Genomic DNA, 15,291 nt, shown 5'->3' with positions numbered 1-15,291 from the left:
CAAACACACAGGGGAAAACATCGAACGTGAACACTTAGGAGATAACAGTTAAAGTAAGCTTGCGTTAGGGAGCAAGGTGTTCACGTTCAATCAGAATAGCCGTTCAACTTCGCCGGAATACGCAGCGCTTCTGGATTCCCGATTTTCACTACTAAAAACCTCAATAAAATCAGATTGGTAATCTTGTTATTGGTCGCCGTATACACATTGGTTCACTCTCGTAAAATATCTTGCGAAAACGCCACTTAGACTCAATAACTTCACAAAACCGCAAAAAATATCTCCTATGATATTAGCATCAGACTAAGCTCTATTAACGGAGCAAAGTATTGAAAGGGAGCATTCATTATGAAGCGTAACATCAAGTACGGTTTGATGGCTAAAGGTTGCAAAGTCCCGCAGGGTTACTTCCTTAATGGTTTTTTTTATGAGCGTGCATCCAACCATGGCGCAGCCCAGGGATTTGTAGATGAAAAAGGTTTTTTTTACAGTTCAAGTAATGGGCATCATCTCAAAAGCGGTAGACCGACAGCTAAAATCGAAGGACTCACCTACATTCGCCTAGCGGATGTTGCCGAGTTTGATTTAGTGATGTTTGATGCCTGAACAAGACTCATATTGCTGCCAAAATAAAAGACTAGCGTAATGATATATGGTCATTTTAACCACCTACTTTAGTAGGTGGTTATCGTTTGAAAGGACTTCTCTCGGTTTTGTTTGAACATTGCAAAGCTTCGCAGCACCAACGACTGGGCCGGGGCGGTTTAAGGCATTTAGTTTGCTGGTGTCTTGAGACCGTCAATAACTGACGGTCGCGATAATTACTGACTATCTCGCGAGGTAGCCTCCATCTATAGGGTATATTCCACCTGTACAAAATGACGCCTTTTCTGACAGTAAGAACATGACAAATTCGGCTACTTCATCCATTCTTGCCATCCTTGCCATGGGGTGGCTGTTGGCGAAATTCCTTAAAATTTCTTCAGGAAGTTCATTAACGCGTGAAGTGCTCACATATCCTGGTGCCACTGCGTTAACCCTGACACCTTTACAAGCAAACTCTAAGGCCGCAGACCTAGTTAAGCCAATAACGCCATGCTTTGCAGCTGTGTACGGTGCGAGTCCGGCAATCCCCACCAACCCATTTACGGCTGACAAATTAACAATGGCGCCACCACCGGACTTTAACATTTCCGGTATCTCATATTTCATACAGTAAAAAACACTACTCAATGAGTTAGCTATGACATTTTCCCAATTGTCTTCCGTTTGTTCGGTTACGTTTCTATTGTGTTCCCCGGTAGTCCCAGCATTGTTAACCGCATAATCGAGCCTTCCGAAATGACTGACTGATCCATGTATTAACTGGCAAACTTGCTCAGGTTTTGAAACATCACACCCGATACCTAAGGCTGTTTGCCCATCAGCTGACAATGAGCGTGCTTTTTGTTGGGCTTTTTGCAATGACCTTGACGCAATGATGACTTTGGCACCATGTTGATGTAGCCGTTCTGCAATTGCTTCACCTATTCCAGTGGTGCTCCCTGTAACTAATGCAACTTTTCCTTGAACATTCATATCGGCCCCTGTAAAAACATTCTGGTTTGTGTTTACAGAAGCATATAAATGGGGCGTGACAGTTTTTGTCAGTATTCTTGTCCAATACTCATGCCTTCAGCCTTTCTCCACCTATTCAGTAGCACGGATCTTCTTTCGTCATATTTTGCATCCATTGGCGAAAAATCTATGATCCTGTCAGTCCTAAAGTGTCGAAAATCATTCCGCATTTCACACCATCCAACAAGTAACCAACATGAATCCATGTAGGCTAGGGCGATAGGCCATATAGTGCGTGAAGACACGGTGCTTTTCTTATCTATGTATCTAAGTTTGGCTTTGCTACATGTATTGATTGAACAACGTATATCACGGAAGAATTTTTCTCTTGTGTTATCAGGCCCAGTTATAAGAGATTGATATTCAATGTGTTCACGTAGATTATCGGGAATAACAGCATGTATCTTGGCGATAGTGTTCTTCGCGATTTTTTTGAAATCTGGATCGGTGTTCTGACAGACCCAATTTAAGCCGAGTGTTAAAGCGTTTATTTCGTGTGCCGAGAACATTAACGGTGGTAGGTGGTAGTCAGATTTAATGATGTACCCGATACCTGCTCCGCCTTCTATATGTACTCCTTGTTGTTGTAGCTCTGATATATCTCGATATACCGTTCGCACACTGACGCTTAATCTCTCAGAAATTGTCAATGCAGTGACTGGGTATCTATGAGCCCTTAAAATTTCAAGCAATTCAAGAAGTCTTTTAGTTCGGCTCATACTAATAGTTCATCGATACAGAAAACACCTGATATGATGCCATAGTGATTTGACTGAAAGGACAAACATCGTACACCACATCAGTTTCATTCTGCATATCCCTATCGTTTCCTAACCTAATTTTTGAATGAGCGTTAAGTATAAAATATACATATCATCATTTTTCTTTAATTTTTTTGTCATTATGTCTCGGTAAATTGGCCGACCAAGTTTAACCCAAATAACCTCCTACCTACTTTATTATGAGGCCTCATAACTATGGTCACCAAATCATGTGCTAAGGTATTCGTTATCAGTGCAGTTGCTTTAGCCCTTGCCGCTTGTAACTCTTCTAGCGAAGACAAGACCGCCACATACACTAATCCGGGAATGCCAACGGGGAGCTCGGCACCACAAAGTGTCGCTGAGCCCGTTCTATCCGGCAATGCAATTGCAGTGGTGGATGGTAATCTTCCAGTTACTAATAATAATGGCAATATTGTCGCTTTTGAGCCTTCTGTAAGTCCTTTAATTCAAATCTTGAGTGGTTTTGACGATATTTGGTATGCCGGAGATGACATCTGGGCAATGGCAGGTTCTTCCGAATCCAAGGCGATTGCTGAAGGGTATGAGTCATACCCTGGGGTTGTGGGGGGCGGTACTAACAGCACGTCTTATGCTATACCCTTCAACTTTAGTCATGAACAGATCCGCAACAAAAGTGTCTGGCAGGAAAACTTTAATTATGTAAAACAACTCGTTGAAAAATCAACCAAGGCTGAAAAAGTGGCGGCCTATTTGGATGATCAACGTGATAAAGGCTTCAGCATCTCTTCTGGGCTGGGCCCGATGACCGCAGACTATCGTAGTGGTGCGAATGCGACTTCGTCCTATAGCGTGAATGCTAATGGCGATGTCGTGTTGACTGACGCTGTGAGTGGTGTGGCCAATGTACTTGATATCGAAAACATCAAGTACAATGGCGATCTCTATGAGCATTTAGCGAATTCAACTAGGACCGGTTTTGGTTCTACGTCAGTTGACGGTAACGCGACGGAACTGAGTGATGTCGTGACACTATTGCAAATGGTTGCTGCTTATGGTGCGTCTACCGAAGCCCCTAAATACCATTTCCAGTCTCCCCGACCATGGCGAATTAATGCCGACGATTACAGCACCGTTAACTTTAATGACCCTTCGGCCACTATATATAGCACCATCACCAACTTTGACGTGCTAGAAGAAGACGCATGCCTTGGGCTTGATGGTCAATCAGTTGATGCTTACAAATATTACGAACGGCCGGTCAATCCTATTGTGCTACCCATTACTGGTTTGTTGTGCGCAGCGCGAACAACATACTATGGGAAAGACACTGACAATGATGGTGTGCCTAACAGTTACAGTGAATTCGAAGGTGACTCAAAGACTGCGGTAAATAGCCTCCCAGCGTTATATTCAAGTCGAGCAAAAGATGGCGCATTCCCTAGCGGACACACTGCTGAAGCATTTGACCGTGGATTGATTTACGCCTATGCCATCCCCGAGCGCTTTGCCGAAATGGTGGCGCGTGCGGGGGATTTGGGGACTGACCGTATCATTGCGGGGATGCACTCGCCATTAGATGTTATTGGTGGACGTACTATGGCAACCGCCATTGCGGCAGCTATGCTCTACGATACTAACAATGCCCCCGCGGCAGAGGCGGCAGTGGCACAAGCACAGCAATACTTTTTGTCCAAGGCCAAAACGGCCGGTTACAACACCATCTATGACTATGCCCACTGTACAACTGATGAGACTAACCCCTGTAGCTTAGCCGACCAATATGCTGACAAAAAAGCGATGAAAGCGCGTTATCGCCAAAGTATGACCTATGGCTTCACGCCTTTGGCTGAAGAAAGTACAGCACCCGAAGTACCAAAAGGTGCAGAAGTGCTTCTAAAAACGCGTTTCCCATATTTGGATGCCAACCAGCGCCGCCAGATTTTAGCTAGCACTGAAATTGCTTCGAATTATCCAGTTATCAACAAATCACGTGGTTGGGGCCGCCTCAATTTGGTTGATGCGGCAGATGGCTACGCCGCGTTTGACAGCAATGTGTCGGTATACATGGATGCTAGCCGCGGCGGCTTTAATGCTGTTGACCGTTGGATGAATGACATTTCCGGCGATGGACGCCTTGAGAAAAGTGGCAGTGGTGTACTTTATCTTGGTGGCGATAATAGTTATCGCGGTGGTACTGTTGTTGAACAAGGTACCTTAACCGCTGCGTCAGCTTCTGCTTTCGGTAGCAACACGCTTTATCAAAATGGCGGTACTGTAAGGGTGTCGATAGCCGATGGGGCTGAAAATGCTTCAGCAGGTGGCTTAACGGTTACCGATTTTGTGATGAATGGTGGGGTATTGACGCTTGATCTCAACCGCAATGCACAGCTCAATGCGACCCAAGGTATTTATCTGTCTGGAGACAGTTTGTCACTCAATTTACAGGTTCCAACATTGGCTAAGGCAACGAGTTATACGGTACTTAATAGCCAGCATCTGGAAGGCAAATTTGCTGACGGCAACATAAGTGCCAAGGATGCGTCTGGTTCCTCGTATGACGTGGCGGTGGCTTACACCGATACCTCCACTACCGTTACTGTAACACCTAAAAAATAGTCCATCAGTCAGCCCCATGAAAATGGGGCTGACTTCTATAACTATATGAGTTTTAAGAACTAGATATTGGCATGTTCCCACAAGACAGGCAAAACTAAAAAAGCATTGTCTGGATAATCTAAGTCAGTGTTGCTTTTATACTGGTGCTAAGACATTAATTGGCGACAAACTGAAACCCCCTTCAAGTGTTACTGGATGATCTCCAGAATATTTAGCATTAAAATGCATGATGACTTGTGTGTTCCGCGGTGATGGACGTTGTATACAGGGAGTTATCGCGTGCTAGGCCAATATTTTACCTTATCAACAGAATTAACTATGACCGGGCGACAGCAGCTATTGCTGACGGTGCCGCAACAGTTTAGCGATTTTGTACTGTTAGACTTCGCCAGCTATCCATTATTAGAATGGGTAGTGTGCGAACGAATTACGCCAAAAATGCACAATTTAGTGCGAAAGCAACCCTTCTTGCAGTTGGATGTGTTGGACTCCGTTGACAACCTGCCGCTGTCAGCACCGATTTCTCGCAGTTTGGGGCAGGGATTCAGGTTATATATTGCATCGGGTATCAGCAGTGGTAAGGCTATAAGTACCCTGCGCCAGGGCGTGACAATCGAAATCGATTGTGCTGTTGATATCTGTTTTAGCTTAAATTCCCACGTGTTTGAAATTCTGCCGCTTGAACATGATCGGCGCTTGATACAGCAACCCCAGGTGCTTAATCGTGCGCGTGATATACTGGCACAGGTTCCTGACTATAATGCGGGTGCTGTGGAGCTGGCTGTGCAGTTGTCTGAAATTTTGCTCACCAACCGCCAGCTTAAACGTTATCAGCAAAGGATGGCGCTAGAATTGTCCGCAGAGGCTGCTGACGAATTGTTGCAACTGCTGGAGCACCTAGAACAGAAACAACAGTGGTTAGGACACTGTTACAATCAGGCGCTAAACCGCCATAGTTATCGTTACAGTGCTAACCAGATAGCTGACGAGCGCTTGCTGCGGATGCTGGAGTGTTATGAGTCACTGGCCCCGCCGGAGCTGGTGGCAATGGTGGCTGCACTTACTGGCGATGAGAGTGAACACTAGACTCACACCAAAGAGAATATAAATGAGTTATGAATGCCCAATATGTCGAGAGGCATTAGTATTGGAACAAAGGCAATGGTGCTGTCAGCAGCACCATTGTTTTGATGTGGCAAAAGAAGGATATGTGAATCTGTTGCCCGTCAATAAAAAGAATTCGCTAACCCCGGGCGATAATCAACAGATGATGGCCGCCAGAAGATTATTTCTGCAAGCTGGGTTTTATCAGCCACTCAGCGATAGGATAAATACCTTAGCGGTGACGCTTCATTTGGATAAGCCGGATATCCTTGATATCGGCTGTGGTGAAGGCTACTACAGCCAGCGGTTACAACAGGCAACTGATGGAAAACTGCAGGGGATGGATATTTCTAAAACGGCCGTCCGTTACGCGGCAAAACGTTATCCGCAATTACAGTTTTGTGTCGCCAGTGCTTTTGATATGCCCTTTGCAGCAGACAGTTTTGATCTGATGCTGAAAATTTTTGCGCCAGTAGCGGAATCTGAGTTACGAAGAATTTGCCGACCCGGTGGTTACTATCTCAGTGTCACCGCGGGGCCAAAGCATCATTATGCTCTTAAACAGATTATCTACGCTGAACCGAGAGAGCATCCGCTACAGAGTGGGCAACTTGAAGGGTTTATTTTGCAACATCAAGAGCGGTTACAGTGGCAGTTGCAGACCCCGCCCGGTGAACTCAGCAGTAGTTTTTTACAGATGACGCCTTATGCATGGAAATTTTCCAATGAACAGAAGCAGAATTTGACGCAGCAAGGTGTAAGTTGCGAGCTTGACTTTTTCATTGAACTGTTTCAACGACAGGCATAAGACAAAAGTCGTATTGAGAAATTTAAAATCTGCCTAAATGCGCATATTTTAAAGCTGTTTCAGCGAAGTAAGTTGACTTATTTATGGAATGATTTATAGTCAGGGAGGCTTGAAAGTTGGGCTTATTTTTATGTGTTCAAAACGACTTGTTCGTCCTGTAAGCATAAATAATACCGGCATTTTCAGCTCCACCGCCGTAAAGGCTTAGTATTGTTTTTGTTACAGGATTAAGACTATGTCTCAAGTAACTGGTGTTGTTAAATGGTTTAACGCTGACAAAGGTTTCGGCTTCATCGCTCAGGAATCAGGTCCAGACGTATTCGTACACTTCCGTGCTATCAACTCTGAAGGTTTCAAAACTCTGGACGAAGGTCAGAAAGTTTCTTTCACCGTTACTCAGGGCCAGAAAGGTCCACAAGCTGAAAATGTAACTATTATCAGCTAATTTAATTTCTTTATAAGAAATTCGAAAAAAACGCGGCAATTAGCGCCGCGTTTTTTTATATCTAAGTAGTATTTTTATGACCATTTTTTCCCGCATTCAATGGTATTTTTTAAGACACTACACGTCTGTATTTCAAAATAAAAAACATCAGCTTTTAGCCAACTAGATTGACAACACACGGCAATGATATTATTACGGCTTTGATTGATCTGTATATTTTCCATAACCAAAACGTTTAATATCCTGTTCACTAGCCCCTTCGTGGCATTCACCCCGTAATTCGGCCCGATCTCGCAGTACTAAGCGCTCCAGCTCATAGTAGCCATCGCGGCAATATTGGTTTGATTCGAGTGTTTTTTGTAGGCCGATTTCCAGTTCCTGCGTCATCTGTTTATTCTCAGCCCCATCTCGACGCCCCATGCGCTGAGGGCGCATATCCTCCTGGGGTTGCGAGCGTGAACGCTGATGCTCGGTGGCATCCATATTAGGTTGTGGCCGTTGTCGGCGATTGTCTGTTTTAACGGCGGTAACGCTGTAGGTAAACAGCTTCATACCATCACTTTTGATTTCTGCTTGAAAATTGTCGGTCACCTTACCAGCAAATTGCTCTGGATCTGGGGTACTAGAGCAGGCAGACAACATCAGGGATGCCACAGGTAGCAGCAATAATAGACGCATAGAATGTATATTCCTTGATAACTGGATAAGGATTATGACTCTTGTAAGCTGTTATTAGTTCGAGATTTATTCTGTTTTATTACCAACGTGCCTGCCAGCTTGTCATGCCATCCTTGTTTTCTGGGATCAAATGCCACCCACAGTAATCCCAAACATAAAGGTAGTGTTGCTGGAATATATGCTAGATATCGAATGAGCCACTGACGCATACTAGGTCTACCGCCACTGTTAGCATCAATGATTGCGGCTTTTATCAGCATTTTCCCTGGGGTTGCAGAACGATAGCGCCAAAACAGTAATACCAATACCGGTGGCAATAGATAGTTGATCACCAGATCTGCCGGGCCATGAATTAGCGAATGGTCATTAACAAGCTTATCGCCATATAACCAAAAGGTTAATGGCAGCGTTACCAGCAAAATCAGCAGAACATCCAGCATGGTCGCTGCGAAACGTTCCCAGAACCCAACATACTGATAATTTTCGGTTATTGCTGCCATAGTCATTCCAACATCAGTTTGTACTTAAATTTAACTGGGCCTGCGCCGCTGTTTTGCTTAACTTAGTCTTGCTATCTAGCAAAAAAACTCGCTCTGGCGCCACGGCTACGGTGTCTACCAAATAGGCTTTTACTGCCTGGCTGCGACGTTGAGCCAGATTTCCTAAATCAGCATCGGTAATTGTTTCTGCATTTAGCAGCTGATTATAGAGACCGATGTGCCACAAGGTTGTCAGTTTGTCGTTATCAACTTTTCCTTTATCGTCAGTCGCCGCCTTTGCGGCTTTGGCTTTTTCGCTTACTGGATCAACATTGAATTGCTTTTGATAAAGTGCCAGTAGCGCTTCCGTTAGTTTGCCCGATGCCGGTATACGGCTGGCACTGAAATCAGCAGGTAAATTTTCGAGCCCACTTTGTTGCAGCAGTTGTCTTTGTAGTTTGCGTTCAGCCAGTGCTTGGCTGTCTTGCTGCGGATTTACCGATGCATCGATGCTTAATGTCAGTTTGGGGCGTTCATTAAGTGCGCTAGCGAGTTTTTGTAATTTATCCTGTTCGGCTTTGGTGAGTTTTGCTGAACCAGCATCAAACGCCACCAGATTTAACTCTTCGTCACTGCCTAATAAATTGGCTAGGAATGAAAAAGGCGCGGTGACAGCTTTGGTAATGACATTGGTCAACGCGGAAAGGATAATGCCGCCAAAACTGAAATCTGGATTATCCAGATCCCCAGACACCGGCAAACCCAGATCAATCACACCATGTCTGTCCTGCAGTAAAGCAATAGCTAAGGTTACTGGCAGACTTGTGGCCAATTTCGAGTCAGTCGGTTTCCCAAGTTTTAATTGGTCAATAACGACATGGTTATTGCCTTTAAGCTGGTTATTTTGTAGTTGATAATTTAATGACAGTGTCAACTGCCCCTTATCAATGTAGTAGCCAGCATAAGTGCCTGAATACGGGTTCACTGTGGTAAGTTCTACACTTTTAAACAGTAACTTTAAGTCAAGATAAGGTTGTTGCAATAATGGATTGATCTCTCCTTTAAGTGACATTGGTGCATACCGGTCGATTTTACCGGCAATATCAACGGAGGCTTTGGTTCCTGGAACAGAAGACAAGCTACTGATTTTCCCATGTAACTGCTCTATGCCTGTCGCAAAGTTTGGTGTCAGTGAGTTATCGGCAAAATAAGCGGAGCCATTGTTAACATTGATGCTGGCAACTGTGATTTGCAGTGGTTTCGGTGTTACAGCCTCAGCTGTTGTTGGTGCTGCGGCGACTATTTCTGCTGTGGTTTTTATCTCTGTGTCATCTGGCGTGGCGGGCGCTTGTTTGACCAGTAATTTGCCGATATTGGTTGAGCGATCTTCATTAATCGTGACTTTGGCATAGGGTTTTTCCAGTGTGACGTTACCGAGCGTCAGTTGCCGCTTGTCGGCATCAAAATCCACTGAATCAATAGCAAGTTGCTGCCATTTGAGCAGTGGCCGACGTTGCTGTAAATCTCTAATTTCTAGGTCACTGAGGTCAACATTGCCTTTATAGCTAGCATGACCAGCCGCATCGGCACTAAAATCGCCGCTACTGCTGACTTCACCTTTAGGCAGCTCAATATTCAGATAATGCGCCAAGTACGGCTGCAATTGATTTAACCGCAATTTGCTTAATGTCAGCTTGCCAGTCGCTTGCTTAGCGGATAGATCGATACTGCCTTCGCTACTGAAATTGCCGCCACTCTCTGTGGCATTATTCTGCGATATGTCCAGCGACATCTGATAGCTCAATGGTGTCGTCAGTTGACTGTCGATGTTTCCTGTTTGGAGCATCAATGGGTATACGCGCCAATCAATCCCCTCGCTTAGCTGCTGCTCGTGCACATTGATATCTGCATTCTTGAGATTGAACGCCGCAAGCTTAACCTGCCATTTAGTCGTGGACGTGTGCTGAACGCTTGTTGTTGCAGGCGGTGCGGGTTCTGTGGTGTTAGGAATAAATAGTGGCACTAACGCCAATCCATGTTGATCAAAACGGCTTTGCATCCATAAACCATCAACAGTGACATCTGCAATATTCACTTGCTGTTGTTGGCTGGTTAACTCAATGTCATCTAGGCGAAGTGTTGCAACTTTAACGACGGGAGTTTTTCCATCCGTAAATTGCACATTGCTAACGGTGACAAAGGTATTATCAAGGCGATAAGACAGCGGTTGGTCCGGTGCTTGAGCGAGGGCATAGTGGGTTTTTAATGACACGGCACCATCAGCCAACTGTGCTTGCAGCATAGGCTGCACATAACCCCAAAATGGCGGCAGTGTGATGTTGTTAAGTTGTAACTGACCATTAATCTGTAATGGTTGTAATGACAACTGTCCATCAGTTGTTAGGGTTCCTTGATCTTGCCCATTGAATGATAACCGGTACTGATTTGGCTGGTTTTCTACGTTGTCCTTGACCAGCGTATTACGTGTCCCAAAGTTGTGCACAGTGAAATTGATATTGTGATAACTAAGGTTCGCCTTGGCTGTTGTATCCGAAAATTGCAAATTACTGTTGGACAATGCCAGTGTCTGGATTCGGAAGTCGGGCAGGGGAGCATTATCTGCCCGAGACGTCGTTTGGGTGGTCGCCGGGCTTTGCAAACGAGCGATAATATCATCAAAGTTAAAGCTAATATTACCTTTGGCATCGGCGGTGCGTATGACCTGGCCCGTTAACCCCGTCAGTTGCAGATGATCAACACACCAAGCGCGGTTAAACAGCGATTGCCACAGGTTAAACTCGGCATCTGCGTGTGTCAGTTCCAGTAAGGGGGGAGCGGATTTCCCTGCGATGACTAAATTATCGAGCTGCACTCGCAGCAAAAAAGGGTTGATCTTCAAGTCATGTACAGACACTTGACGGCCTAACAACTGCGTTAGTTTTTCGGGGGCAACTGCGCGAACAACGACGGGCGTGATGACACCAAGTAAAAAAGCATAGCAGAGGTAAATTATTGATAACCAGCCAGCGATTTTTAAGAGCTTGGGTGCCTTTCTATACGCCGCCACCATTCCTTTGAGCCTGGATAATATCATGAGTGCTTCCCGACACAGTAAAAACGAAAAAATGTTAACCTGATCATTGTACTGCGTTTACTGAGATAGTGGTATGTAACCGTAAATAAAGGCCGTTAAAGTGCCACGATGATTGAAGCTGCCCATCAAATAGTTGGGGACTTTTATCCGTAACGCGCTGTTGCTAACATTAGCCACATCAGTAATTCAGGAGAGTTGACGTTGAAGCAGGCACTGACAAAAACGGCCATTTGGAACATGAGTGTTATTACCAATCTGTTGGCATTGTTGTTGATTGTTGTAGGTGGCACCAGTGGTAATAAGGTGATTTGGAATATAGGCGTGTTTGCCTTGTCTGGCGCAATTACTAATTGGCTTGCGGTATATATGCTGTTTGAAAAAGTACCAGGATTATATGGCTCAGGAGTAATTCCGGCGCGGTTTGAAGCCATCAAACAGGCCATTGCGAATCTGATGATGGAGCAATTTTTTACTGAGGTGAATATTGATAAGTTCCTGTCACATAAGGGCGATGTACCATTACTAGATGTTAAGGCTTTGCTTGGCAAACTGGATCTAGCACCGGCTTTCGATGCGTTGCTGGCAACCGTGGCACAATCGTCATTTGGCGGTATGTTGTCGATGTTTGGTGGCACTGATGCTTTGATGCCACTAAAGCAGCCTTTTATTGAGAAAATGCAGCTGTCGCTGCAAGAGATTGCCAACAGCGAAGAGTTCAGCGAATTGTTGCGGCAGGAACTGGAAAAGCCAGGCGTAGTGGCGGATATGCGCGGTCAGATCCTGCAGATAGTGGAGCAACGACTGCAGGAGCTAACACCTCAAATCGTGAAAGAGATGGTGCAACAGATGATCCGTCGTCATTTGGGCTGGTTGGTCGTTTGGGGTGGGGTCTTCGGTGGGCTTATTGGCCTGTTGAATGCTTTGTTCTTAGGGTAAAGGAGTTAAGATGCCACATCTTGTCATTGAATATGCCGCAACGCTACAACAGCAGCTAGATATCCAAACGTTGGTTCGCAATGCCCATCAGGGGGCAATCAACAGTGGGTTGTTTAATCCCAATGCCGTAAAAACTCGGGCTTATGCCTGTGACAATTACGTACTGGGAACCGGTCATGTAAGCAACTTCATTCATATCCGCATCAGTATTATGCCGGGGCGCACTGACGAACAGAAACAACAGCTAACGCAAGCTGTCTGGCATTCCATTGCCGCGCTGGTAGACAATGTAGATTGTGTCTCGTTGGAAGTGGCTGAATTGCACCAACCGAGCTATCTTAAACAGGAACGTTAATATTCGAGGCAGGATGCGTGTGAGTCGTGAATCGGTAGTGGATAAATCAAGCGTGGCGGCAACGGCACTGGCTTCGCCCTGTGTTCGTAATTGTTGCCTTGATCATCAAGATGTGTGTTTAGGCTGTGGTCGGACCTTAGATGAAATTCTAGCTTGGCACGACGCCAGTGATGCGCTCAAACAACAGATCTTAAAAAACTGCGAGAAACGGCAAGGGCTACGGTCAACGTCTTACCGTTAAAACAAAAAGGCACTCCCGCTGAAGTGCCTTGCTTTTGCGCAAGCAAGCCATCAATAGGCTGCAGTATGTACCGAACGTACCGCACGGCCTGAAGGGTCGATGACCCCTTGCAGGCTGGCATCCCAGGCTAATGCTTCTGGGGTAGAGCAGGCGACAGATTTGCCTCCAGGAACTGTTTTGGCGGCGGATTCCAATGGAAATCTCTCTTCAAAGAAACAGCGGTAGAAATAGGCTTCTTTGGTATCGGGCGTATTGTAAGGGAAGCGGAAATGCGCATTTGCAAGTTCCTTATCGTCAACTACGGCGGCAGCATGCGCCTTCAAACCGTCAATCCATGAATAACCCACACCGTCACTGAATTGTTCTTTCTGACGCCATGCCACTTCCGCAGGCAGCATATCCTCGAATGCTTCACGCAGAATGTGCTTTTCAATCCGGCCGTTTTTCGACATTTTAGCGTCAGGATTGAGGCGCATTGCAACGTCCATAAACTCCTTGTCGAGGAAGGGAACTCGCGCTTCCAAGCCCCAGGCTGCCATTGCCTTGTTAGCGCGCAGGCAGTCATATAGGTGCAGCTTATCTAATTTGCGAATTAGCTCTTCGTGGAACGCCTGGGCATTAGGTGCCTTGTGGAAGTACAGATAGCCCCCAAACAGCTCATCAGAACCTTCACCAGATAACACCATTTTGATCCCCATGGCTTTAATTTTTCGAGCCATCAGATACATGGGTGTGGCAGCGCGGATAGTAGTAACATCATAGGTTTCAAGGTGATAGATCACGTCTTTAATCGCATCCAGACCTTCTTGGAAGGTAAAGTTGATCTCATGATGGATAGTGCCAATCGCATCGGCCACTTTTTGGGCGGCAATCAGATCTGGTGCACCTTTCAAGCCCACGGCAAAAGAATGCAACTGTGGCCACCAAGCGCCTGACTCATCATTGTCTTCAATGCGTCGCTTGGCGTAAGTTTGGGTGATGGCGGAAACAACAGAGGAATCTAAGCCACCCGATAGCAACACGCCATAAGGAACATCTGACATTAATTGGCGTTTAACTGCGGCTTCCAGCGCTGCTTTTAATTCCTCTTTGCTAGCAGGATTGTCTTTTACCGCATCGTAATCGCGCCATTCCCGTTGATAATATTTCACTGGCTCGCCACCACTGAGTAAATATTGCCCTGGGGCAAACACGTCAACGGTTTTGCAAACGGGCATCAGTGCTTTCATCTCTGATGCCACGTAGAAGTTACCTGCAGCATCGCGGCCGGTGTACAGCGGAATAATGCCGATATGATCCCGACCGATGAGGTAGCGGTTCAATTTCTGGTCATACAACACAAAGGCGAAGATACCGTTGAGCATGTCCAGAAATTCACAGCCATATTCCTGGTATAGCGCCAGGATCACTTCACAGTCGGAGTTAGTCTGATAGCGGTATTTATCGCCCAATTTAGCTTTCAGCTCTTTGTGGTTATAGATTTCACCATTAACGGCCAACACCAGTGAATTGTCTTCGCTATAAAGTGGCTGCGCGCCGTGTTCAATATCAACAATGGCTAAGCGTTCGTGCGCCAGAATCGCGTTATCTGAGGTGAAAATTCCAGACCAATCCGGGCCACGATGGCGCATTAATTTAGACATCTCCAGTGCGACCGAGCGTAACGCTGACGCATCGGACTGGATATCAAGAATGGCAAAAATAGAACACATACAAAACAACTCCCCACAGTCCCCAAATCATTGCTGGTCACTGTGCCATCATTCAGGATAAAAGCCAAGCGTGATTTTTGTCGAAAAATCTAATAAATGCCATTTTATATGGCGATGATCTAGGTTATTTGCTTTTAAAAATAAATATTAATTATTATTTTGTGATAATTTTTGACTAATTTACATTTTTAGTTGTGCAAGCAAGAACTCTGTTAGTGAAACAACATCCTCGCAGAAGAATTTTGAGTAGCACAACACTTGCGTAACTGGCTGATGAATATGCAACTTTGGTCATATTTTACCGATAGGATAACAATGGAAGTAAATCGCAGTGTAAAAAACCACCTTCTGAAGAAGGTGGCTTTGTGATTACCCCCTAAAAGGGGGCCTTCTATACAAGAGCAAGCTCAGCTTGCTCTTGTTTTTCGACTCTTTCTTGATGGCGGACATACCTGCGAAT

The 15,291-nt window shown here is 45.4% G+C and carries 14 protein-coding genes; 8 read left to right on the top strand and 6 right to left on the bottom strand.

The window, feature by feature from the left end; all coding sequences use genetic code 11:
• Positions 1 to 348 precede the first annotated feature (348 nt).
• Entirely contained in the window at positions 349 to 606 is a 258-nt protein-coding gene (locus tag J3L11_RS17565; RefSeq protein ID WP_207571809.1) for a hypothetical protein, read from the top strand.
• Positions 607 to 828: 222 nt separating this feature from the next.
• Here J3L11_RS17565 and J3L11_RS17560 read toward each other — a convergent pair whose 3' ends face one another.
• Together J3L11_RS17560 and J3L11_RS17555 are read right to left on the bottom strand one after the other, a co-directional pair.
• Positions 829 to 1,578, bottom strand: coding sequence for an SDR family NAD(P)-dependent oxidoreductase (locus J3L11_RS17560; protein ID WP_207571808.1), 750 nt, complete (start codon positions 1,576 to 1,578; stop codon positions 829 to 831).
• A 68-nt stretch (positions 1,579 to 1,646) separates the two neighbouring features.
• Complete coding sequence (locus J3L11_RS17555) at positions 1,647 to 2,336, bottom strand: YafY family protein (protein WP_207571807.1); 690 nt, start codon at positions 2,334 to 2,336, stop codon at positions 1,647 to 1,649.
• 258 nt (positions 2,337 to 2,594) lie between these two features.
• On the opposite strand from J3L11_RS17555, the gene J3L11_RS17550 reads away from it, so the two are divergent.
• The 4 genes from J3L11_RS17550 (at position 2,595) to J3L11_RS17535 (ending at position 7,336) form a co-directional block, all read left to right on the top strand.
• Positions 2,595 to 4,979 (top strand): phosphatase PAP2 family protein, encoded by a 2,385-nt coding sequence (locus tag J3L11_RS17550; RefSeq protein ID WP_207571806.1) that lies wholly within the window; start codon positions 2,595 to 2,597, stop codon positions 4,977 to 4,979.
• Between the two features lie 279 nt (positions 4,980 to 5,258).
• Entirely contained in the window at positions 5,259 to 6,065 is an 807-nt protein-coding gene (locus J3L11_RS17545; protein ID WP_189616038.1) for a hypothetical protein, read from the top strand.
• 22 nt (positions 6,066 to 6,087) lie between these two features.
• Positions 6,088 to 6,891: a 23S rRNA (guanine(745)-N(1))-methyltransferase gene (gene rlmA / locus J3L11_RS17540; RefSeq protein ID WP_133039072.1), complete on the top strand. Its 804-nt coding sequence runs from the start codon at positions 6,088 to 6,090 to the stop codon at positions 6,889 to 6,891.
• A 235-nt stretch (positions 6,892 to 7,126) separates the two neighbouring features.
• Positions 7,127 to 7,336 (top strand): cold-shock protein, encoded by a 210-nt coding sequence (locus tag J3L11_RS17535; RefSeq protein WP_133039073.1) that lies wholly within the window; start codon positions 7,127 to 7,129, stop codon positions 7,334 to 7,336.
• A 192-nt stretch (positions 7,337 to 7,528) separates the two neighbouring features.
• On the opposite strand, the gene J3L11_RS17530 is transcribed toward J3L11_RS17535, so the two are convergent.
• The 3 genes from J3L11_RS17530 to J3L11_RS17520 are packed head-to-tail and all read right to left on the bottom strand — an operon-like array spanning position 7,529 to position 11,407.
• Complete coding sequence (locus J3L11_RS17530) at positions 7,529 to 8,014, bottom strand: hypothetical protein (RefSeq protein WP_133039074.1); 486 nt, start codon at positions 8,012 to 8,014, stop codon at positions 7,529 to 7,531.
• A gap of 32 nt (positions 8,015 to 8,046) precedes the next feature.
• The gene (locus J3L11_RS17525; protein WP_207571805.1) at positions 8,047 to 8,514 is read right to left on the bottom strand and encodes an RDD family protein; all 468 of its coding nucleotides are present in this window, start codon (positions 8,512 to 8,514) and stop codon (positions 8,047 to 8,049) included.
• Positions 8,515 to 8,527: 13 nt separating this feature from the next.
• On the bottom strand, positions 8,528 to 11,407 hold the full coding sequence (locus J3L11_RS17520) for a DUF748 domain-containing protein (protein WP_207571804.1): 2,880 nt from the start codon (positions 11,405 to 11,407) through the stop codon (positions 8,528 to 8,530).
• 417 nt (positions 11,408 to 11,824) lie between these two features.
• Between J3L11_RS17520 and J3L11_RS17515 the strand changes: the two genes are divergently transcribed.
• From J3L11_RS17515 to J3L11_RS17505, 3 genes are read left to right on the top strand one after another with little or no spacing between them, the layout of a single operon-like run.
• On the top strand, positions 11,825 to 12,523 hold the full coding sequence (locus J3L11_RS17515; RefSeq protein ID WP_207571810.1) for a DUF445 domain-containing protein: 699 nt from the start codon (positions 11,825 to 11,827) through the stop codon (positions 12,521 to 12,523).
• Positions 12,524 to 12,533: 10 nt separating this feature from the next.
• Positions 12,534 to 12,878 (top strand): 5-carboxymethyl-2-hydroxymuconate Delta-isomerase, encoded by a 345-nt coding sequence (locus J3L11_RS17510; RefSeq protein WP_133039077.1) that lies wholly within the window; start codon positions 12,534 to 12,536, stop codon positions 12,876 to 12,878.
• A gap of 19 nt (positions 12,879 to 12,897) precedes the next feature.
• Entirely contained in the window at positions 12,898 to 13,119 is a 222-nt protein-coding gene (locus tag J3L11_RS17505) for a DUF1289 domain-containing protein (RefSeq protein ID WP_229799838.1), read from the top strand.
• Positions 13,120 to 13,169: 50 nt separating this feature from the next.
• On the opposite strand, the gene asnB is transcribed toward J3L11_RS17505, so the two are convergent.
• Positions 13,170 to 14,831, bottom strand: coding sequence for an asparagine synthase B (gene asnB, locus J3L11_RS17500; RefSeq protein ID WP_207571803.1), 1,662 nt, complete (start codon positions 14,829 to 14,831; stop codon positions 13,170 to 13,172).
• Positions 14,832 to 15,291 lie beyond the last annotated feature (460 nt).

Source organism: Shewanella sp. 4t3-1-2LB, from assembly GCF_017368415.1.
GTDB classification, from domain to species: domain Bacteria; phylum Pseudomonadota; class Gammaproteobacteria; order Enterobacterales; family Shewanellaceae; genus Shewanella; species Shewanella fodinae.
The sequence above is the reverse complement of the archived record's forward strand: the minus strand, read 5'-3'. Positions and strand labels throughout refer to the sequence as shown.